Annotated in this window: 24 protein-coding genes and 1 tRNA gene; 9 read left to right on the top strand and 16 right to left on the bottom strand. The window is 65.3% G+C overall.

The annotated features are described in order from the left end of the window. Nucleotides 1-97: 97 nt before the first annotated feature. Entirely contained in the window at nucleotides 98-457 is a 360-nt protein-coding gene (gene rplT, locus QX108_RS17810) for a 50S ribosomal protein L20 (RefSeq protein ID WP_172113603.1), read from the bottom strand. 77 nt (nucleotides 458-534) lie between these two features. Further along, entirely contained in the window at nucleotides 535-735 is a 201-nt protein-coding gene (rpmI, locus tag QX108_RS17805) for a 50S ribosomal protein L35 (RefSeq protein WP_008539890.1), read from the bottom strand. Nucleotides 736-997: 262 nt separating this feature from the next. Between rpmI and QX108_RS17800 the strand changes: the two genes are divergently transcribed. After that, the gene (locus tag QX108_RS17800; protein ID WP_315780963.1) at nucleotides 998-1363 is read left to right on the top strand and encodes a hypothetical protein; all 366 of its coding nucleotides are present in this window, start codon (nucleotides 998-1000) and stop codon (nucleotides 1361-1363) included. Between the two features lie 72 nt (nucleotides 1364-1435). On the opposite strand, the gene infC is transcribed toward QX108_RS17800, so the two are convergent. Next, nucleotides 1436-1975: a translation initiation factor IF-3 gene (gene infC / locus QX108_RS17795; RefSeq protein ID WP_172113690.1), complete on the bottom strand. Its 540-nt coding sequence runs from the start codon at nucleotides 1973-1975 to the stop codon at nucleotides 1436-1438. A gap of 323 nt (nucleotides 1976-2298) precedes the next feature. Between infC and QX108_RS17790 the strand changes: the two genes are divergently transcribed. Then, a complete protein-coding gene (locus QX108_RS17790) occupies nucleotides 2299-3084 on the top strand; it encodes an alpha/beta hydrolase (protein WP_315780962.1) in 786 nt (261 codons plus the stop codon). A gap of 11 nt (nucleotides 3085-3095) precedes the next feature. Here QX108_RS17790 and queG read toward each other — a convergent pair whose 3' ends face one another. Continuing rightward, nucleotides 3096-4274, bottom strand: a complete 1179-nt coding sequence (gene queG, locus QX108_RS17785) for a tRNA epoxyqueuosine(34) reductase QueG (RefSeq protein ID WP_315781363.1) — start codon at nucleotides 4272-4274, stop codon at nucleotides 3096-3098. Further along, entirely contained in the window at nucleotides 4223-4915 is a 693-nt protein-coding gene (locus tag QX108_RS17780; RefSeq protein WP_315723158.1) for a glutathione S-transferase family protein, read from the bottom strand. Before QX108_RS17780 ends, queG begins: the two co-directional genes overlap by 52 nt. A 357-nt stretch (nucleotides 4916-5272) precedes the next feature. Here QX108_RS17780 and QX108_RS17775 point away from each other — a divergent pair, with 357 nt between their 5' ends. Next, on the top strand, nucleotides 5273-6079 hold the full coding sequence (locus tag QX108_RS17775; RefSeq protein ID WP_315780959.1) for an undecaprenyl-diphosphate phosphatase: 807 nt from the start codon (nucleotides 5273-5275) through the stop codon (nucleotides 6077-6079). 155 nt (nucleotides 6080-6234) lie between these two features. On the opposite strand, the gene QX108_RS17770 is transcribed toward QX108_RS17775, so the two are convergent. Beyond that, a complete protein-coding gene (locus QX108_RS17770; RefSeq protein WP_315780957.1) occupies nucleotides 6235-7203 on the bottom strand; it encodes a complex I NDUFA9 subunit family protein in 969 nt (322 codons plus the stop codon). A gap of 225 nt (nucleotides 7204-7428) precedes the next feature. On the opposite strand from QX108_RS17770, the gene QX108_RS17765 reads away from it, so the two are divergent. The 3 genes from QX108_RS17765 (at nucleotide 7429) to QX108_RS17755 (ending at nucleotide 9593) form a co-directional block, all read left to right on the top strand. Beyond that, nucleotides 7429-7515, top strand: a tRNA-Leu gene (locus tag QX108_RS17765). 969 nt (nucleotides 7516-8484) lie between these two features. Then, the gene (locus QX108_RS17760; RefSeq protein WP_315780955.1) at nucleotides 8485-8781 is read left to right on the top strand and encodes a hypothetical protein; all 297 of its coding nucleotides are present in this window, start codon (nucleotides 8485-8487) and stop codon (nucleotides 8779-8781) included. A 75-nt stretch (nucleotides 8782-8856) separates the two neighbouring features. Continuing rightward, nucleotides 8857-9593 (top strand): IS5 family transposase gene (locus tag QX108_RS17755; RefSeq protein ID WP_315780953.1). Its coding sequence is split into 2 segments (ribosomal slippage): nucleotides 8857-9192 and nucleotides 9195-9593, totalling 735 coding nucleotides; the frame shifts between segments, so codons are not numbered across the junction. Between the two features lie 45 nt (nucleotides 9594-9638). On the opposite strand, the gene QX108_RS17750 is transcribed toward QX108_RS17755, so the two are convergent. The 10 genes from QX108_RS17750 to QX108_RS17705 form a co-directional block, all read right to left on the bottom strand. Continuing rightward, a complete protein-coding gene (locus QX108_RS17750) occupies nucleotides 9639-10073 on the bottom strand; it encodes a hypothetical protein (RefSeq protein WP_315723150.1) in 435 nt (144 codons plus the stop codon). Between the two features lie 1206 nt (nucleotides 10074-11279). Continuing rightward, nucleotides 11280-12272: an NAD(P)-dependent oxidoreductase gene (locus QX108_RS17745; protein WP_315781362.1), complete on the bottom strand. Its 993-nt coding sequence runs from the start codon at nucleotides 12270-12272 to the stop codon at nucleotides 11280-11282. A gap of 130 nt (nucleotides 12273-12402) precedes the next feature. Beyond that, complete coding sequence (locus QX108_RS17740) at nucleotides 12403-12789, bottom strand: hypothetical protein (protein WP_315780951.1); 387 nt, start codon at nucleotides 12787-12789, stop codon at nucleotides 12403-12405. 164 nt (nucleotides 12790-12953) lie between these two features. Then, on the bottom strand, nucleotides 12954-13355 hold the full coding sequence (locus QX108_RS17735; protein ID WP_315780949.1) for a hypothetical protein: 402 nt from the start codon (nucleotides 13353-13355) through the stop codon (nucleotides 12954-12956). Further along, complete coding sequence (locus QX108_RS17730; RefSeq protein ID WP_315780947.1) at nucleotides 13352-13864, bottom strand: hypothetical protein; 513 nt, start codon at nucleotides 13862-13864, stop codon at nucleotides 13352-13354. Before QX108_RS17730 ends, QX108_RS17735 begins: the two co-directional genes overlap by 4 nt. 14 nt (nucleotides 13865-13878) lie before the next feature. Beyond that, the gene (locus tag QX108_RS17725) at nucleotides 13879-14112 is read right to left on the bottom strand and encodes a hypothetical protein (RefSeq protein WP_315723140.1); all 234 of its coding nucleotides are present in this window, start codon (nucleotides 14110-14112) and stop codon (nucleotides 13879-13881) included. Further along, nucleotides 14099-14512, bottom strand: coding sequence for a hypothetical protein (locus QX108_RS17720; protein ID WP_315780945.1), 414 nt, complete (start codon nucleotides 14510-14512; stop codon nucleotides 14099-14101). Before QX108_RS17720 ends, QX108_RS17725 begins: the two co-directional genes overlap by 14 nt. A 151-nt stretch (nucleotides 14513-14663) precedes the next feature. Further along, nucleotides 14664-15956, bottom strand: a complete 1293-nt coding sequence (locus QX108_RS17715; RefSeq protein ID WP_315780943.1) for a TRAP transporter large permease — start codon at nucleotides 15954-15956, stop codon at nucleotides 14664-14666. Continuing rightward, nucleotides 15947-16492, bottom strand: coding sequence for a TRAP transporter small permease (locus QX108_RS17710; protein WP_172113591.1), 546 nt, complete (start codon nucleotides 16490-16492; stop codon nucleotides 15947-15949). The genes QX108_RS17715 and QX108_RS17710 overlap by 10 nt, the downstream gene beginning before the upstream one ends. A gap of 119 nt (nucleotides 16493-16611) precedes the next feature. Next, complete coding sequence (locus tag QX108_RS17705) at nucleotides 16612-17583, bottom strand: TRAP transporter substrate-binding protein (RefSeq protein WP_172113590.1); 972 nt, start codon at nucleotides 17581-17583, stop codon at nucleotides 16612-16614. A gap of 468 nt (nucleotides 17584-18051) precedes the next feature. Between QX108_RS17705 and QX108_RS17700 the strand changes: the two genes are divergently transcribed. The 3 genes from QX108_RS17700 to QX108_RS17690 all read left to right on the top strand — a co-directional run bounded on the left by QX108_RS17700 (nucleotide 18052) and on the right by QX108_RS17690 (nucleotide 20213). Next, nucleotides 18052-18666: a ribonuclease D gene (locus tag QX108_RS17700; RefSeq protein ID WP_315723132.1), complete on the top strand. Its 615-nt coding sequence runs from the start codon at nucleotides 18052-18054 to the stop codon at nucleotides 18664-18666. Nucleotides 18667-18814: 148 nt separating this feature from the next. Then, on the top strand, nucleotides 18815-19516 hold the full coding sequence (gene lptC, locus QX108_RS17695; RefSeq protein ID WP_172113588.1) for an LPS export ABC transporter periplasmic protein LptC: 702 nt from the start codon (nucleotides 18815-18817) through the stop codon (nucleotides 19514-19516). A 4-nt stretch (nucleotides 19517-19520) separates the two neighbouring features. Then, nucleotides 19521-20213 (top strand): LptA/OstA family protein, encoded by a 693-nt coding sequence (locus QX108_RS17690; RefSeq protein ID WP_315723129.1) that lies wholly within the window; start codon nucleotides 19521-19523, stop codon nucleotides 20211-20213. Nucleotides 20214-20502 lie beyond the last annotated feature (289 nt).

The following is a 20502-nucleotide window of genomic DNA, read 5'->3' as shown; positions in this document are numbered from 1 at the left end:
GGCGACAGGGGTCAAGCGAAAGCAGTGATGGCACCGGACAGCAAAAAGCGGCCGAGAGCGTCGGCCGCTTTTGAAGTCCTCACGATGCGGAAGGCGATCAGGCGGCGAGCGCCGCCTTGGCCTTCACAACGATCGCCTCGAACGCGGCGGGCTCGTTGATCGCGAGATCCGACAGCACCTTGCGGTCGACGGTGATGCCGGACTTGGACAGGCCGTCGATAAATCGGCTGTAGGTGAGCTCGAACGGACGCACGGCGGCGTTCAGGCGCTGGATCCAGAGCGCGCGGAAGGTGCGCTTCTTGCGCTTGCGATCGCGGAACGCATACTGGCCGGCCTTCTCGACGGCCTGCTTGGCGGTGCGGATCGTATTCTTGCGGCGGCCGTAATAGCCTTTGGCGGCCTTGAAGACTTTCTTGTGCTTGGCGTGAGCGGTCACACCGCGTTTGACGCGAGACATGACGGAAATCCTTGGATTCAGAGATGACGATCAGCCGCGGCTTTGAGGCGGCCAGGGTTTCGGAAGCGAGAGGCCGGTCAGGCGTTCGGCAAGAAGTACTTCTTGACGTTGTCGCCGTCGGTCTTGAACAGCACGCGGGTGCCGCGCAGCTGCCGGATCTGCTTCTTCGTCCGCTTGATCATGCCGTGGCGCTTGCCGCGCTGGGCGTGCATCACTTTGCCGGTGGCAGTCACCTTGAAGCGCTTTTTGGCGCCGGATTTGGTCTTCAGCTTGGGCATTTGGCTCTCCTTCATGCCAACGGCAAGCCGCCCGCGAGAGCGGCGCCGTCCGGCGAAATTGCTCGTTAGAGCGTTGGTTGTGCTCAGGTTTCGGATCCAAACCAGGATCCACCCGCACAGGTCATCGCCACGGCAGCCCTTGATCAGCCGGGCGACGAAGGCCGCGCTTATGCCAGAGACAATGGCGCTTGGCAACGTCGAACCACGGAATCAGCTATTCCGACCCATGATCAGCTTCCATTAACCAAGCCGAGGTCCGCTCATGGTCCGCATCGTCCCCTCCACTGCCGCCGCCGCCCTGGCCGCGGCCGCAATCGTGTCGTCCGCTCCGGCTCGCGCCGCCGGCTTCGACGGTCCCTGGACCGTCCTGATCATCACCGAGGCCGGCAGTTGCGACCAGGGCTACAGCTTCCCGGTACAGATCAGCGGCGGGCGGGTGACCTCGGCGGGCTCCGCCAACATCACCGGCACGGTCGGCCGCGGCGGCGCCGTCACGGTGCGGGTCTCGCAGGGCGGCTCCTCGGCCAGCGGTAACGGGCGGCTGGGCGCGACCTCGGGCTTCGGCCGCTGGAGCGGAAAAGGCTCGGCCGGGACCTGCAGCGGGCGGTGGCAGGCGACGCGGTCCTGACCGGGCCGCTCCAAGAGAAAAGCCCGCCAATCGCGTGGCGGGCCCGGTTTGGCGCGTCGGTATCCCGTGGGGCTAGCGCGGGGCCAGTACCATGACGACCTGACGGCCCTCGAACCTGGCGTCCTGCTCGACCTTGGCGAACGCCGCCACGTCGGACTTCACCTTGTCGAGCAGCTTGGTGCCGATCTCCTGGTGCGCCATTTCGCGGCCGCGATAGCGCAGGGTAATCTTGACCTTGTCGCCCTCTTCGAAGAAGCGCTGCATCGCCCGCATCTTCACGTCGTAGTCGTGGTCATCGATCATCGGACGGAGCTTGATCTCCTTGATCTCGACGACCTTCTGCTTCTTGCGGGCCTCGGCGGCCTTCTTCTGCGCCGAATATTTGTACTTCCCGTAGTCCATGATCTTGCAGACGGGAGGCGAATTGTTCGGCGAAATCTCGACCAGGTCCATGCCGGCCTCGGCCGCCATCTTGATCGCGACAACGGTCTCGACGACACCACGGTTGGTGCCTTCGGCGTCGATCAGCTGGATCTGCGCATTGCGAATCTCATCATTGGTGCGCGGCCCGTCTTTGACGGCAGCGGGCGGGGCTCGATTGGGGCGGCGAATGGGTAGTTCTCCAAGGTTGTGGAAGAAGGCGGCTAGTTTGAAGGAAGATGCCTTTGCGGGCAAGGTCGCGCGTGCTCGGTGCGTCGAAATTCCGCCCCGTCCTCGCGGCACTTGCGTCGCACGCGCAGTCAGCGTGACGGCTTATTCCCCCAAAAGGGACCAGCCGGCCAGGACGGGCGCTCACTGCGCGGGCCGAGCCTTGTGGTTCCGCCCGGGGACATAGAGTGCGCGCATCGCTTTCGCAAGCCGCACGGTATCCCCGCGACCCGATTGACGGAAACGGCCGGCTCGCCCACACAACGTCCGCCACCAGGTAACGATCCATGAACCAAGCTATCCAATCGACCGATCTCCCTGCCTTCATCGCTGTCGGCGCCGGCGAGCAGTCGCGCCAGATCGCGGTGCGGGCGCGTCCGGGCACGCCGCCGGGGCTGTTCTGGCTTGGCGGCTTCAATTCCGACATGAAGGGCACCAAGGCACTCGCGCTCGACGCCTGGGCGGCCGAGCGCGGCCGCGCCTGCGTCCGATTCGACTATTCCGGCCATGGCGAATCCGGCGGGCGCTTCGTCGACGGCACCATCGGCCGCTGGCTGGAGGAGAGCGTAGCCGTGTTCCGGCAGTTCTGCCGCGGGCCGCAGGTGGTGATCGGCTCGTCGATGGGGGGCTGGATGGCGCTGCTGCTGGCCCGCGAGTTGCTGAAGGCCCCGGGCGACGCGACGCTGGCCGGCCTGGTCCTGATCGCCCCGGCGCCCGACTTCACCGAGGAGCTGATGTGGAAGGGCTTCTCTCAGGAGATCCGGACCGAGATCGAGACCCATGGCGTCTGGATGCGCCCGTCCGAGTATGGCGAGCCCTATCCGATCACGCGGGCGCTGATCGAGGACGGCCGCAACCACCTGTTGCTCGGCAGCGCCATCAATGTCGGCTGCCCGGTGCGCATCCTGCAGGGTGCGCAGGACCCGGACGTGCCCTGGCAGCATGCCTTTGCGCTGACCCACCGCCTGCCGGCAGAGGATGTGGTGCTGACCATGATCCAGGATGGCGACCACCGGCTGTCGCGGCCGCAGGACATTGCGCGCATGCTGGCGGCCGTCGGCGAGATGGGCTGAGGCAACCGTCGTCAGCATCGCACTTGCCACTCCGCACGGACACTGTCGTCGGCCTCCGTTGCCAGTGCGCCGGTCGCACGTTGGGCAAATGAGGTCGGGTCGAGCAGCTGACCGAGCGCCCAGACAGCGGCGCCGCGAACCAGCGGATTCGGATCGGCGGTCAGCCGCTCGGCGGCCGGCAGCAGCGCCACGTCACCGGAGTTGCCGATCGCGATCAGGACGTTGCGCAGGAAGCGGTCGCGGCCGATGCGCTTAACCGGTGACTTCGTGAACAGCGCGCGAAACGCGGCGTCGTCGAGCGACGCCAGCTCGGCCAGATCAGGCGCCCGCAGCTGTTCGCGCGCGGCCAGCTTCGCCTCACGTCCTGCCTGGGCGAACTTGTTCCACGGGCAGGCGGCGAGGCAGTCGTCGCAGCCATAGATGCGGTTGCCCAGCGCTCGGCGGAACTCGCGCGGGATCGGCCCCCTGTTCTCGATGGTCAGATACGAGATGCAGCGCCGCGCATCGAGGCTGTAGGGCGCCGGGAACGCCGCCGTCGGGCAGCTGTCGAGGCAGGCCCGGCATGAGCCGCAATGATCCTTCTCCGCCGCGTCGGCCGGCAACTCCAGCGTGGTGTAGATCGCGCCCAGGAACAGCCACGAGCCGAAGCCTGATGACACCAGGTTGGTGTGCTTGCCCTGCCAGCCGAGCCCCGCTGCTTCCGCCAGCGGCTTCTCCATCACGGCGGCGGTGTCGACGAACACCTTCACGTCGCAGCCGGCCTGCGCGACCAGCCAGCGCGCCAAGGTCTTGAGGTTCTTCTTGATGACGTCGTGATAGTCGTCGCCGCGGGCATAGACCGAGATCGCGGCGCGGCTGCGCTGGGCGAGGATCGCACGCGGGTCCTCGTCCGGACCGTAATTGACGCCCAGCATGATCACCGAGCGAACCTCGCGCCACAGCGTCTTCGGATCGGTGCGGCGCGCGGGCTCTCGCGCCAGCCAGTCCATGTCGCCGTGCTGGCCCGACGCGAGGAAGCGCTCGAAGGCGGCGGTGCGCTCGGGGCTCACGACCGGCGCGGTGATGCCGACGCAATCGAAGCCGAGCTCCAGCGCCTCGGCCGCCAGCGCCGCCCTCAGGGCGTCTGGCGCGGCGCCGCTCAGAAGTCGAGATCCACGTAGGTGCGCGATGCCGGCACGCCGGCCAGCCAGTCGGACAGCAGCGGCCGGAACGAGGGTCGCGACTTCACCCGCGCGTACCATGCCTTGGCGGCGTCGTCCTCGATCCATGGCACGTCGCCGAGATAATCGATCGCGGAGAGATGCGCGGCGGCGGCGAGGTCGGCATAGGTCAGGCGGTCGCCGGCCAGGAAATTGCGCCGTTGCGCCAGCCAGCCGATATAGGCGAGGTGATAGCGCACATTGGTCTTGGCGGCGCGAATCACGTCGGTCGACGGCGGTCCGCCGCCGTCCTCCTCGTTCATGAAACGCTTGTAGATGCGCTCGGTGACGAGCAGGTTCGAGGCCTCCTCGAAGAACTTGGTGTTGAACCAGTCCATCAGCCGGCGCACCTCGATGCGCTCGGCCGGCGAGGTCGGCATCAGCCGGCGGTCGCCCGCATCCGGCCCGCAGGTCTCATCCATGAACTCGGCGATCACGCCGACGCCGGGCACCGCCGGCATGCCGTCGACCGAGAGCACCGGCGTCGTGCCGGCCGGATTGAGCACGAGAAACGCCTCGCGGCGCTCCCAGGCGCGTTCCTCCACCAGGCGCAGGTCGAGCCCGTATTCGCCGAGCACCAGCCGGACGAAACGCGAATGCGGACAGAAGGGATGGTGGTAGAGCGTGTACATGGAGCCTTTCGACGATTCCGCGGTGACTGGCGCTTAACGAACAATCAAGCATCGGTTCGCACCGAGTCCTGGTCCCGATACCGGCGCACGGCGGCTTTGCGAATCGGACCATTAGCGCATGGTCGGCGAAAGTGTAAGCAGTAGGGCGACGGGCCGGCATGCGGGAAACGGCGTGTCCGGGACCGCGAATCACCCCGCCGGATCCGCGTTCCGGCGTCACCTCTTGCTGATTCGTATCGCCGACGACGCGCCGGTTCATTCATCCGATGTGGCCGCCCGCAGCGCTTTTTGCAATTGCGGGCGGCAGCCGAATAGGCGAGAAGGGCGGCGTTTTGCCGGCAATCATGGATCGGATCAATGATGTCAGATACGCTGCGGGCGGTGCTTCTCGGCATCATCGAGGGCGTCACCGAGTTTCTTCCCGTGTCCTCGACCGGCCATCTCCTGCTCGCGGAACGCTTCTTCGGGCTCGGCGATGAAGGCTTCTGGAAGAGCTTTGCGATCCTGATCCAGCTCGGCGCCATCCTCGCCATCGTCGCGCTGTACTTCTTCAAGCTGTCCCGCGTCGCCATCGGCGCCCTCACCAATCCCGATGATCGCCGCTTCATCATCGGCGTGCTGATCGCGTTCCTGCCTGCCGTCATCGTCGGCCTGATCGCCGGCAAATACATCAAGGCGCTGCTGTTCGATCCCTGGGTCGTGTGCTTCTCGCTGATCGTCGGTGGCGCCATCCTGCTGTGGGTCGACCAGATCGACCTCAAGCCGCGAGAGCACGACGCCACGCGCTATCCGCTGCTGATGTATCTGTGGATCGGCGTCGCGCAGTGCATGGCGATGATTCCCGGCGTGTCGCGCTCCGGCGCCACCATCGTGGCGGCGATGCTGCTCGGCGGCGACAAGCGCTCGGCCGCGGAGTTCTCCTTCTTCCTGGCGATCCCGACCATGGTCGGCGCCTTCGTCTACGACTTCTACAAGAGCCGCGCCGAGATGACGTCGGATCACCTCGGCCTCATCGCGATCGGCTTCGTCGTGTCCTTCATCACCGCGATGATCGTGGTGAAGGCCTTCCTCGGCTACGTCACCCGCCACGGTTTCGTGCTGTTCGCCTGGTGGCGCGTCATCGTCGGCACGCTGGGCCTGATCGCGCTGGCGCTCGGGAAGTAGTCCGCCTCTCACCACTCGTCATTGCGAGCGAAGCGAAGCAATCCAGGGCTACGCCGCGCGGCTCTGGATTGCTTCGTCGCGGAGCCTGTCATCGGGCCGCGCTTTGCGCGGACCCGTTGGCTCCTCGCAATGACGGCGGTTAACAGCTGTGCCCCTCACGCATTCTTGCGCTGAAACTGCCCCGCCGGGCGGAAGCGCCAGAGATATTGCGGGCCGATGGCCTCGAGCGAATCCGGCGTGATGCCGAGGCCCTGCAAGGTCAGCCCGGCCGCCTTCGCGGCCTCCGACACGACGTTGTCGTGGCGCAGCAGTTCGACCTGGTCCGGCGTCAGCTTCAGCGGGCCCGGCGCGAATTGCAGGAACGTGGCCTGCAGCTTCGCCAGCCCGAACGGCAGCGGCAGCAGCGCGCGGTCGCGGTCGGTGATGTCGAGGATGATCTTGAGGATCTCGCGGAAGCTCAGCACCTCCGGTCCGCCCAGCTCATAGGTTGCGCCGGCCTGCGCCTTGCCGTCCACGGCGTCGGCCACGGCATTCGCGACGTCGCCGACATAGACCGGCTGCATTTTGGTCTCGCCGCCGCCGACCAGCGGCAGGAACGGCGCGATGCGGGCGAGGCCCGCGAAGCGGTTGGTGAACTGGTCCTCGGGGCCGAACACCACCGACGGCCGCATGATCACGGCCTCCGGCACCGCGGCCAGCGCGGCGGCTTCGCCGGCGGCCTTGGCGCGCGCGTAAGAGGAAGCCGATTCAGCGTCGGCGCCGATCGCCGACACATGCACCAGCCGGGCGCCCGCGGCGGCCGCGGCCTTGGCGACGGTGGCGGCGCCTTCCGCCTGGACGGCGTCGAAGGTCTGCGCGCCGCTCTCGGTCAGGATGCCGACGAGGTTGATGGCGACATGGCTGTCGCGCAGCGCCGCCGCGACCGAGTCGGGATAGCGCAGATTGGCCTGCACGGTGTGGATCTGGCCGACGCGGCCGAGCGGCTGCAGATGGCCGGCGAGCTCCGGCCGGCGCACCGCGACGCGGATGCGGTAGTCGCGCTTGGCCAGCGCCCGGACGACGTTGCGGCCGACGAAGCCGGAGCCGCCGAACACGGTGACGAGGGTGTCCAGATTCGATGCCATTGGGATCATTCCTGGGATAGCCGGGCGGTCGATCCGCCCCGGACGAGAAGCCTGTCAGCGGCGATTCGCACCCCGCGGCCCGCCATCTTGCGCCGTTGTATAGCCCATCGCCCGCACCGCGGAAAAGGGAGCCGTGTTTTTGCGCCTGGGGTGAGAAAAATTGTCATCTTGGGCTCCGAGCGGTTTGACAAGCCGCCGTTCGATCCGTACACACCGCCTCCACATGCCCAGGTGGCGGAATTGGTAGACGCGCTGGCTTCAGGTGCCAGTGGCTTAACGGCCGTGAAGGTTCGAGTCCTTTCCTGGGCACCACGCTTCGCTCTTCGAGCTCCGCGTGGCGCCGCCGAGCTGAGGCTCGGCTTCTAGAATTTCCCCTGACATCCCGAAGATGCTGACGGCGCATGATATGTCGCTCATGCGAGCAGGCATTGTCGCGCATTGCGGCTGACGCTTTGAGCTCGGTTTCGATTTTGGGATGTCGGGGCGGCCGCGAGCTCCCACCCTCCCCTGGAGGGGGAGGGTCGATCGCCCGCGAAGCGGGCGAGCGGGGTGGGGTGATCTCTCCACGCACGCCAGCGCCAGAGGAGAGATCACCCCACCCCGCCTCACGTTTCGCTTCGCTCTCCGTGAGGCGACCCTCCCCCTCCAGGGGAGGGTGGGCACCGCCTTCGTGTTGAATGATCACCATGACCGCCGTGGTCTTTCTCGTTCAGGCAAGATCTGTCAGCCTCGCGACGCATCCGCGCCCGAGCTGTGCTGATGGTCTCGCCCTCGAAATTCTGAGGGCGCAGGGAGAGCCGGGTGCCGACTGCACCCATGGCCCGCCAGCGAGAAAAAATGCTGGCGGCAGGAACCACAGGTACGCGCCGGATCATCCGGCCCTCCCTGCGCAACGGTTTTAACGGCTGCTTCGCGTTCTCCCTGGTGCGCCGGCTTGCTGGCCACCATCCCCACGCGAGGCGAAGCTTCGACATGAGTTGATATCAGCATCGGGATATCAGGACCACGCGACTTGACCGTGCGTGCATCGCCGTTCGTCCGCGCGATTAGCTCACGCTGCAACGACACACGCCCATCGCATCCCACTGCCAACGTCTCGTGACGGTCGCGACACGCCCCTCATGCGGCAGCAGGGACGCGCGGAAATGTGCAGCTGATTTGCCCGACGGTGCAAGCCCAGATGTTGCGACAGACTGGCACGACGGGCAGTTTGGAGATGGCTGCTATGCGGACTAAAAGCAATGCCAGGATGAGGGAGCGTTTAGTTCGTCGTGAGGGCCCATGAGCACCAGGATCATCTGTGATGCGATCGCGACGCGAGCACTATTGGCCTTCGTCTATCAAGGCAGACGCCATCTCGTAGAACCTCACTCCCTCGGTTACGAGCTGAGAGACGAGCAGACCAATGGGCCCTTGCTGCTTCGCGCCTGGTGCGATGGCGGCTGGAGCGACTTTCAGGTCAAGTTCATGAACCGGCTGCAACTCGCGGACGAGATGTTTGTCGATGCCAGACCGGGGCATCGGTCGATGGCTGTCGTGCTATGTGACGTCTATGGAAAGCGCAGGTCGGCCGACTAGGTTCTGTACTCATAAATGGATTCCGTTAGCTGACGGACGGTGATTCACTCCCCTTAGGTGATTTGGGGGGGCGAAATGGCGCGGTTTGACCTGAGCGATCGAGAATGGGCTTTGATCAAGCCCTTGCTGCCGAATAAGCCGCGCGGTGTCGGTCGGGTCGACGACCGGCGGGTTCTCAACGGCATCTTCTATGTGCTGCGGACAGGCTCGCCCTGGCGAGATCTTCCGGAACGCTATGGCCCTTACACGACGGTCTATAACCGCTTTAACCGCTGGGCCAAGGCAGGCGTTTGGGTCCAGATCTTCGAGGTGTTGGCAGCTCGCTCGCCGCAGTCGATGGCGCTGATCGACAGTTCTATCGTCCGCGCCCATCAGCACGCCGCTGGGGGTAAAAAGGGGGCGAGGATCACGCCATTGGCCGTTCTCGTGGAGGACTGAGCACCAAGATCAATGCGGTCGTCGACGAGAACGGACTGCCGGTCCGGCTGATGCTAACCCCGGGGCAGGCCCACGATCTGCGTGCTGCGCCATTTCTGCTCCAAGGGCTCAAATGCCGTGATGTTGTGGCCGACCGTGGTTACGACGCCGATGCCCTCCTGCACATGATCAGAGCCCACGGAGCTAGGGCTCATATTCCCTCCACCAGCCAGCGAGTGGTCCAACGCTCCGTCAGCCGCCGCATCTATCGCAAGCGAAATCTGGTTGAGCGCTTCTTCTGCAAGCTCAAGCATTTCAGGCGCATCGCGACCCGTTTCGACAAGCTCGCTCGCAACTTTCTCGCGGCAGTCGCACTCGGCTCAACCCGCCTCTAGGCCAGGGCTTATGAGTCCACGCCCTAGCAGGAGTTCTGCTCTCGGCTAGCTGAGCGTCAACACAAGCGACGCTACGCCCAGCACCGCAATAGGTACGCCCATCGTGTGGCATACAAATATGTTCGTCTCCATCTGTCTCTCGGCATAGAACACGAATTCTCGCAGCCGTGGTCTTCCACGAAACGCCCAGATCGCCCCCAAGAGGACGTAGAAGGTCAGGAATGGAAGACCGAAGATGACGCCACACAGCCATTCGTTGCGCCAGGGCGCGTTCGCGCTCCCCGTCGCGAGAGCCAGCAGCGGCAGGAGAAAACCAAGCAAGAAGGCGCCTCCTGCACCGCGATAAAGCCATTTGTTCCGCTGCCGGATGGCATCAAAGGGAACGTGAGCCAACTCGTGTTCCTCCTGCGGTGGAAACACCTTCGACATGCTCTTCGCGAGAAGGCCACCGATCAAGCCGCTCAACACGTCATCGAGCATATCTTGCGCTTCCTTGTGATCCTCGCGCGCCGCGCATGAGCCTCCCGCGTCGTGCAGCCTTTAGCCCCCTTACGTGAAGTTCAGCGCGGCACTGCGACCCGGCTCCGGCTGGGACTGATCATACGGCATGCGGAGCGCGTCATCCTTCAAATTGACGCCGCGGTTAATGCCGGGTTGTTGCTTCTCGGCAGCCGCCCGCCGGCGGCCATGCGCGCGCACCCAGCTCCTATCGATGCGTTGCGCAACGCCGCAGCTCCCGGATCATCAGTAACGACGGCCGCCAACCAGGGGAGGTGACGGAGGCGGCTTTGCGCATACCGGAATCTGCTAGAGTATGCTTCGTCTTCGCTTCCATCACGAAGACTCGTTCGGCGGCATAGTGCGGGTACATCGTAGGCCTTGGTCTCAGCAGTTGCTGATGCCAGAAGCCGGACAAGATCCTTGATCATCTCAGGTGGGAATTGGGCGCGCATCTCGCATGGGCCGTTCTAGTTTTTCTACCATCTAAGTTGTCAGTAGCTTGTCTTTCTATGGAATCAGTTGTGCAGCAAGCGGGCGGCCCAACCGAACCAGCTGAGTTTAGCGGCCCAAAGGGGGCTGCTTAGAACGATGGCTGATGCCAATCCCACCACGCGGACGGGTCGTGTGATCATATATGCAAGCAGCAACGTCAGCAGCGCGCCCCGATTGGCGCCATAGTTTCGCTTAAGATCGCCGCTGCACTTAGCGATCTCGACCAGGGCTGAATACTTCGCATTGTTTTCCGACAACTCGACCTCCTGTCTCTGCCGGCGATGCGACGCACGATGGCGAGTTGCCTCCGAGCCGCAACGCACCCAGGTCTGAGAGATCGAGCTTGCGGAAATGTCTCGGGGATCATCTTGTAAATTATCTGTGTTATTACAACACTTTAGGTCTTTCATGTAAGGCGGGGCGCTGGTTGTGTACGGGATTGTCGAAGAAGATGTCCCGCGAGGATCAACCGCCTGTGTCCTCCCCGCGAGGCGGGGGACCCATACCGTGTCATATCCGCAAGGGGCAGGCCGCCCGTTCCGCTTGTCTCATCGAAGCCGGCAAAAGAGAGCCCTGGATCGGCTCCAGCGATGCGGCGAGGCTTCGGGCTTATAGACGCAAGAGGATGCCCCTATCAGCTCGCCGTCACAGACGCTCTCCGCGGTCGAGAGCGGCCAACGAAGGCTCGATGAGTCACTCCGTGCGTGACGCCGCGATCACGCGCGCCAGCACCGGCCAGTACAGATCGCCATACCCCGCCGCGATCGCCTCTCCGAGCCGTCGCTCGGCGAGCTCCGCGCCCGGCAGATCGATCTGCACGGACTTGGCGAGATCGAGGGCGTAGCCGATGTCCTTGCGCGCATATTCGGTCGAGAACGCGCGCTCGGGAAATGTGTCGGGCAGCATCGCCTTCATGCCGTGGTTGCGTAGCGCGAAGCTGTCGGCGGAGCCCTTGGCGAGGGTCTCGAACAGCAGCGTGGGATCGAGGCCGGCGCGCTTGGCGGTCTCCAGCGCTTCGCCGAGCGCCACCACGGTCTGCATCAGCACCATGTTGTTGAGGATCTTCACGACCTGGCCGGCGCCGACGCCGCCGCAATGGGTGATGTCGGTGGCGAACATCGCGATCAGCGGCCGCACTCTTTCAACCGTCGCCGCATCGGCCCCCACCATCACGCTCAAGGTGCCGTCCTCGGCCGCCTGCCGGGTGCGGGCGATCGGTGCATCGGCGTAGGCGGCGCCCTTGGCCGCGAAACGCGCCGCGAGCTCGCGGGTGGCCTGCACCGGCGAGGTGCCGAGGTCCACAATGGTGTGACGCGCCTCGGCGTGACGGAGCAGGCCGTCGTCGCCGTCGCACACGGCCTGGACATGCTTGCCGCTCGGCAACGCCATGAAGATCAATTCCGCCTCGCGCGCCAGCTCCGCGAGCGATGTGGCCCTGACGACGCCGACCGCGGCGAGTCGCTGCAGCGGTGCATCCGCGCGATCAAAGCCGAGCACCGTGGCGCCGGACTTGAGAGCGAGATTGCGGCACATCGGCTCGCCCATGACGCCCAAACCGATGAATCCGATTGCGCCCATTGCAAGTTCCTCTTCATTGGGCCCTGACCATCTCGACGATGGTCGCCAGCGCTGCCGGTTGGCGGAGGCACGCTCGGAATAGTCGTCTGAATATTCGCCGGTGTCGATCGCGCAAACGACCTGCCGGTGATGTCGGCGATGCGGATGGATCGAGAGCAGGGCGCCGCGCGCCGGACCGTGACCCGAACCGACGCGGGTGGCAAACCCATGAATCTGCCGCGATCAGGGCAATGGCCGCCTACTCGGTCTCCGCCTCGCCGCTGACGCCCAGCCGGCGCAGCATCACCGTCAGCGCGATCGCCGGCAGCATGATCCACAGCGTGAAATCATCCGGATGGCGCAGCGCGCCCAGTGTGGCGTGACGGGCGAGGAAGCGTCCGAGCGCCGTGCGGCGCGAGGTCACGCTGCGCAGCAGCAGCGGGACGCCAAAGACAAAGGCCAGGATGACGATCGTCATCGCCAGCGGCCATCCGCCGGGAAACCGGTCGACGCCGCGGGCCGCGAAGCCCACCAGCAGCAGCACGCCGACCAGCGTCACCACGCCGCCGCACAGGCCGGAGGCGACACGGATGAGCAGGTCGTCCTGCATCAGCTCGCGGTCGACCTGTTCCAGCAACGGCTTCATGACGGGCTCCTCGTCGCCGGCGTCCGGACACCTCGCCCGCTCCGGCCTGCCTTCTTCATTTGTGTCCGTCGTTGCAAGGCGGTTCGACGCAGCGGACCCATGGCGCCATCCACTGCTGGCGCGGCATGCCGTCCCGACGGGCGGCACATCGATGGGGCCGAACGTCAATTGTCACATGTGCAATAGATCGAAATCTCGATGCTGATGCCGGCCTGACCGGCGACCGCTGCCAGGGCGGCAGGGACCTTCAAGGAGGTCGCCGCCAGTGACGACGGAAAGGGCACGGCGATGTCGAGGACCGGCGATTTAATGCGGCCGTCGGCGTTCAGGCGTCGCAAGGCGTCTCCCGCCGATTGCAGGCAATCGAGTGCCGCGGCCCATGCATCGGGTTCATCCGCGATGTCGATCTGGGCGTAGGCCGAGGTGCCATCCCCGGATGGCTCGTAGCGGCTGAGCCGGCCTCTCAACGCCGCCTCCAACTCGTCGCGCGACAGCGTGGTGCTGGGGATGCGGATCACGATGCACAGAGGTCGCCGGCCGGCCATGGTCGCCCCTGTCTTCATCATCGTTCGGCGCGTTGCCAGCCGTCGACCGCGATCAGCTGCCTGACGAGCGCGCCGCCGCCGAAGCCGCGATAGACCTCCAGCCGGTCGTCATGAGAGAGGACGAGTAGCTGGCGTCCAGGCGTCGCGGTCAACACCGCATCCCAGCCGAGATCGAGCGTGAAGCCGATCAGTTCGGACAGCAGCGCCGCTTCGCCTGCCTCGAACCGGTGACCCGGCGCGTCGTACAGCCGGCGGGTCTCGCCATGCGCGGTCCGCCATCGCCGGTAATCGCGCCATCGCTCGTCATGGGCGTCGTGCTCGCCGTAGCCGTCGCCGCTCACACTGAACAGGAACAGCAGCGTCGCCTCGGACATGGCTCCGGCCGCGTGCGCGATCGCATTTGCAGCGGCGGAATAGTCGCGCCTGCCGCTCTTGTAGTAGAGAATGGATTTGGGCTCGCCGTGGGAAGCGACCTCTCGCCCGAGCCTCTGCTCCAGCGCACGCGTCTCGGCGCGCGGCAAAAATCTCATGGCGCTCGTCCCAACTAAACCTCTCGGTGACGCCGGACCAGGATCATGCCGGCCTCCGGTTCGTCATAATGTGTCAGGCCCTGCCGGTCCCAAACGATCATGACACCCCGTTGCAGATAGGCCCAGGCCTGTTCCGGATAGTCGTCGGAGTACTCGCTGGTGTCGATCGAGCAGACGACCCTGCCGCTCATGCCAGCGACGCTCACCTCGTCGCCGAGTCTCGCGATCTGACCGTCAGGGTAGTGCATCTCGGGCGTCCTTCCGTTCGGGGCCATCTTCGTCGCCGATCTGACAGGGATACACGGTGATGCCGACATCCGCACCGAGCCCAGCGATCCGGAGCAGGAGATCGGCAGGGATCGTCACGTCGAGCGCGGGGAAGTCGCGACCGCCTTCGAAGCCATAGGAGAACGTGCGCGACGTGCAGCTGTCCCACAGCGCCTTTGCGGGCTCGGGCAGCGCTTCGATCACGGTCAGGAACTGCTCCGTGCATGCGGTCGGATGCCGGGATCCTGCATCGTTGATCTCCAGCACCAGCAAAAATTGTTGCTCGTGTTCCTGATGATGCAGAACGTAGATGCTCTGGTCCAGATGCGTGATCAGCGGCGTGAGGTCGGCGCGCGACGTCAGCACGAGATCGAGATTCAAGAAGTGTGACAGTGCGGCCATGCTCGTTCACCCGTATTGCTACCGACGACAGATGTCGAGTGCTTGGCAGGCAGTGGCGGCAAGTCGAGAACGAACGCAGCAGGGGATGCGCCCGAGGTTCGCCGGCCGAAGCCGGCGAACCTCGGCACAGCTACCCCTTATACCCCATCAGCAGCCGCGGCAGCCACAGCGAGAAGCCGGGAACGTAGGTCACGAACATCAGTGCTGCGATCAGCGCGCCGTAGAACGGCAGGATGGTGCGCATGACGGCGCCGACCGAGATGCCGCCGATGGCGCAGCCGACGAACTGGGTGGTGCCGACCGGCGGGGTGTTGAGGCCGAGCGCGCAGTTGATCAGCATCAGCATGCCGAACTGCACGGGGTCCATGCCCGCCTTCATCGCGATCGGCAGGAAAATGGGCGTGCAGATAAGGATCGTCGCCGCCATGTCCATGAAGGTGCCGAGCAGGAACAGGATGACGTTGATCAGCAGGAAGATGATCCAGGGCTGCGACGAGACCTTGTTCATCAGGTCGCCGGCGAAATCGGCGACTTCGTAAAGTCCCATCAGGTACTGGAACATGGTGGAGACGCCGATCAGCAGCAGCACCACGCCGGTGGTCTTCACCGCCTTGGCCGCGGCCCGCAGGAAGTTCTGCAGGGTCATGGTGCGGTAGATGAAGAAGGTCAGCAGGATCGTGTAGGTGACCGCGACGGCGGCGGACTCGGTCGCTGTGAACACCCCGGACAGGATGCCCGCCAGGATGATGCCGACGATCAGCAGGCCCGGCAGCGCCGCGGCCAACGAGCGGGCCACCTCCGACCAGCCGGGAAACTTGCCGGCGGGATAGCCGCGCTTCACGGCGACGGCGTAGGCCGCGACCAGCATGCAGACCATCAGCACCAGCGCCGGCAGCAGGCCCGCCGCGATCAGCGCCCCGATCGACACCTTGCCGCCGGCGGCGAGCGCATAGATGATCATGTTGTGGCTGGTCGGCATCAGCGCGCCGACGAGGGAGGCGTGGGTGGTGACATTGACGGCGTAGTCGGTGTCGAACCCTTCCTTCTTCATCATCGGGATCATCACCGCACCCATCGCCGAGACGTCGGCGACCGGCGAGCCGGAGACGCCGCCGAACAAGGTGCAGGCGACGACGTTGGACATGCCGAGCCCGCCGCGGATGTGCCCCACGAGGTTCTTGGCGAGCTGCACGATCTTGTCGGCGACGCCGCCATGCAGCATCAGCTCGCCGCTGAACACGAAGAACGGGATGGCCAGGAACGAGAAGATGTTCATCCCCGACATCATCTGCTGGAAGATGACGGCGACCGGCAGGCCTTCGTAGAGAATGGTGCAGATCGCGGAGAGGCCGATCGCGAACGCCACGGGGACGCCGAGGATCAGGAAGCCGAAGAAGGTGGCGCCGAGAATGATCAGTTCCATGACGGGACGACCTCTTCACCGCGCAGCAGGGCGATGATGTGCTCGATGGAGAAGGAGACGATCAGCAGTCCGGACACGACCAGCGGGATGTAGCGGACGAGCTCGGGCAGGCCGAGATTGGCGATCTTCACGGTGCCGACGGAGGCGCCAAGGATCCAGCCGTTATAGGCCATCGCAATGCCGAACAGCGCGACCAGCACGTGGATCACCAGCTCGATCTTCTCGCGCGTGGCGTCCGGCAGCATGACGAGAAGACTGTCCATGCCGATATGGCCGGCGTCGCGGACGCCGACGGCGGCGCCGATCAGGGTGACATAGAGGATCAGGACCAGCGCCAGATTCTCGGTCCAGGTCGGGCTGGAGTTCAGAACGTAGCGGCCGAACACCTGGTAGAAGACGATGGTGACGATGACCAGCAGGCCCGCGACGGACAGATACATGCCGAGCCGCGCGATGATCGCGTTGATCCGCGACAGCGGACCGCGCGACGGCCGTCCTTCCCCGTGCTCGTGGTCTCCGACATGTGGGTCCGTCATTCCCCGTCCCTCCCCTGGCTTTGCTCCGGCGCCGCCGGATGGCGACGCCGGATGTCTGTTTGTTGTTCTTGGTCGATGTCTTCGACGTTGCGACTTTGACGTCGAGACGTCGAAGTCGCTTACTTCGTATCCTGGATGCGCTTGACGAGGCTCGAGAGCTTCTCGTCGCCGGCGAACTTCTGGTAGACCGGCTTCATCGCGTCGACGAATTCCTGCTTGTTGGCGACCGTCACGACCTGGACGCCGGCGGCTTCGACGATCTTGCGGGAAGCCTGCTCGCGCTCGTCCCACAGCTTGCGCATGACCGGCACGGATTCCTTCGCGGCCTTGCGGACCATCGCCTGGTCTTCCTTGCTGAGCGTGTCCCAGACCTTCTTCGACATCACGAGGACTTCCGGCGCCAGCGAGTGCTCGGTGATGTTGTAGTACTTGGCGGCCTCGAAATGGCGCGAGGATTCGTAGGACGGCCAGTTGTTCTCGGCGGCGTCGACGAGGCCAGTCTTGAGCGCGGTGTAGACCTCGCCATAGGGCATCGGGGTCGGGTTGGCGCCGAGGCTCTGGATCATGCCGACCCACAGATCGGACTGCTGGACGCGGATCTTCAGGCCCTTGAGGTCGGCGAGCGACTTGACCGGCGCCTTGACCGTGTAGATCGAGCGCGCGCCGCTGTCGTAATAGGCAAGGCCGATCAGGCCGGCGGGCTCCATGGCGGCGAGGATCTCGTCGCCGATCGGGCCGTCCAGCACGTTGCGCATGTGCTGGGTGTCGCGGAACACGAAGGGCAGGCACAGCGCCACGGTCTCGGGCACGAAATTGTTGAGCGGCGAGGAGTTGATGCGCATCATGTCGAGCGCGCCGATCTTGAGCTGCTCGATCGTGTCCTTCTCGGAGCCCAGCGCCCCGTTCGGAAACACCTTGACGCCGAGCTTGCCGCCGCTCGCGGCCGCGAGCTGCTTGCCCATGAACTTGACGGCTTCGACGGTCGGATAGTCGGCGGGATGCACGTCGGCGGAGCGGAAATCGCGGGCGCTCGCCAAGGGCGATGAGACCGCCAGCACGGCGGCCGCAATGATCCCTGTCAGTGTCTTCATCTCGGTTTCCTCCTCATGTGATTGTGCCGTCGTTGGGCAGGTGCTGTCGGCCGCCTTGGGTCGCTCCACTCCAGATCCGAAGTCAAGCGCCATCGTCGTGCCTAGGGGGGCCGGCATTGTCTGTCCAAGCCAAAGGCAGCATCGATCAATGCAAGACTTGCATCGATCGACGGGCGGCGTTCTTGCTGCGATGCAAACGGGCGGATGAGCCCGCTCTTGCGGGAGGTGATCGTCCCGCAGCACAACCGCCGAGACGCGGCCGGCTGGTCTCGACGGCGGTCTTCGGCCTCCGGTCCGGCCCTTGCGTCGGGGCGGCCGGGCTGGCATTCCCTCAGCAGATCCCGGGCCGGCGCCCGCGCGTTTGCAGGTTGGTTACCGGCGCCGGGCTACAGCCGGCTCCTGAGCGCTTCCTGCGGCGTCGCTTCGGCCCGTCGCGTCCGACACGATTCGACCGAGGTTTTGACATCCATGACCGTCCGCCTGCACCGTGGCGACCTGCCCGATCTGTCCCGCTACACGACCTCGGTCGCGATCGACACCGAGACGATGGGGCTCAATCCGCACCGCGACCGGCTCTGCGTGGTGCAGCTGTCGCCCGGCGACGGCTCGGCCGACGTGGTGCAGATCCCCAAGGGGCACACCGACGCGCCGAACCTGAAGGCGCTGCTCGGCAATCCCGACATCACGAAACTCTTCCACTTCGCGCGGTTCGACGTGGCGACGCTGTATCATACCTTCGGCGTGATGCCGCAGCCGGTGTATTGCACCAAGATCGCCTCGCGGCTGGCGCGCACCTATACCGACCGCCACGGCCTCAAGGATCTCGTCCGCGAGCTGCTCAACGTCGATCTGTCGAAGCAGCAGCAGTCGAGCGACTGGGGCGCCGATACATTGAGCGAGCCGCAGCTCGCCTACGCCGCCTCCGACGTGCTGCATCTGCATGCGCTGCGCGAGAAGCTGGACGTGATGCTGGCGCGGGAAGGGCGGCTGGCGCTGGCCCAGGCCTGTTTCGCGTTCCTGCCGCACCGGGCGACGCTCGATCTCGGCGGTTTCGAGGCAGAGGACATCTTCGCGCATTCCTGAGGCCCGGCCCGTTCACGATCATTAATCTCTCTTAATGATCGAGAGGGGCCCTGCGTCGCGATTTCGCGCCAGTTCCAGGCTGCAATGGCGGGCATGGCCATGGTAGAATGCTCACTGTTGCGCGCGTCTTGTGCCCGTCGGAGCCCTGGTGAACTCGGTCCATAACCCCGCCTATGACCCCACTCTGCAGGCGCGCTTCGCCGTCGCGGCGCGCCACAGCCGCCTCGTGCGCGCGATGCGAATCGCGGTGCCGGCGGCGGTGGGCGTGGCGATGACCGTCATTCTCTACGTCGCCTTGTTCAACGATTTCCGCGTCACCGTCGATACCGGCAATCTCTCCGGCAACGTGGTGATCTCCGGCCGCAAGATCACGATGGAGACGCCGCATCTGACCGGCTTCACGCCGGACCAGCGGCCCTACGACCTCGTCGCCAAGAGCGCGGTGCAGGACCTCACCGACCCCGATCACGTCGAGCTCAACATCCTCCGCGCCAAGGTGCTCATGGAGGACCAGTCGACGGTGACCTTGAAGGCCAATACCGGCGTGTTCGATACCAAGCAGCAACAGCTCGAGCTGAAGAAGGACATCCTGCTGACGACGTCGACCGGCTATGAGGCGCGGCTGAGCCGGGCCTCGGTCGACATGGCCAAGGGCACCGTGAGCTCGGACGAGCGCGTCGACGTCAAGCTCACCAATGGCACGCTGTCGGCGGACCGGCTGCGCATCACCGAGAATGGCGAGGTGATCCGCTTCGAAGGCAATGTGGTGATGAACCTCGAGAACATGACTCCGCCGCCGGCCACGACGGCGAGCGCCGATCCTGGCCGTACGGCCCGCAACGTGAAGTGATCCCATGACGACCTGCCGTTTGATTCCCGCAGCGTTGCGCGGTGCCGGCGTCGCCGCGCTGGTGCTGATCGCGCTCGCCGATTCGCTGCAGGCGCAGAGCGCCACCACCGGCGTGCCGAACGCGCTGCAGGGGTTCTCGCAGAACCGCGACCAGCCGATCCAGATCGAGGCGGCTTCGCTGGAGATGCGCGACAAGAAGAAGGAGGCGACCTTCACCGGCAACGTCAAGGTCGTGCAGGGCGACACCACCATGACCTCGAAGTCGCTGGTGGTGTTCTATGACGGCGGTGCCCAGGCGGGCGGCGCCAAGTCGACGAAGGCCACGCCGGCTGCGACGCCGGGTCCGGACGGCAGCTCGGCGATCCGCCGGCTGGAGGCGCGCGGCGACGTCAAGGTGACGCAGAAGGACCAGGTCGTGACCGGCGAGACCGCAGTCTACGACACCAAGACCAACATGATCACGATGCAGGGCGGCGTGGTGCTGACCCAGTGCAAGAACGTGATGCGCGGCGACCGTCTCACGGTGGACATGACGACCGGCGTGTCGCGGGTCGAATCCGACAGCGGCAGGGGCGTGCAGGTGCTGCTGCCGAATGCGGGCTCAGGCTCGGGCACCGGCGGCGGATGCGGTCCGTCGACAGCCTCGGGCGCCGGGTCTGCCCCGCCGCTCCAGCTCGGTCCAGGCAAACCCAAGTGATCTTAAAGCCAAGTGATCACAAACTGAGTGATCTCAATTATTTAACGGAACGCTCGCGGCTGCAGTTGAACCCTGCCGCAAGCGCCTCTATCTAGCGGTCGGCGGATTCTGTTGCAGGACGGTACAGTTGGCGTATCTCAACGCCGCTGCCTGGACCGCGGCGGGTGATGCCGGACACGATTGCGATCTTGCGAGCGGTCGCCTGCTCTCGCGACCGCGACTTCGCCGTCAAACGATGAACTCCGGAGCGCGGGCGTTGCTCGCGCTTTGGCCGGCCTCGCGGCTCCTG

It is taken from the genome of Bradyrhizobium sp. SZCCHNR1002, from assembly GCF_032381435.1.
Classification (GTDB): Bacteria; Pseudomonadota; Alphaproteobacteria; order Rhizobiales; family Xanthobacteraceae; genus Bradyrhizobium; species Bradyrhizobium aeschynomenes.
The sequence above is the reverse complement of the archived record's forward strand: the minus strand, read 5'-3'. Positions and strand labels throughout refer to the sequence as shown.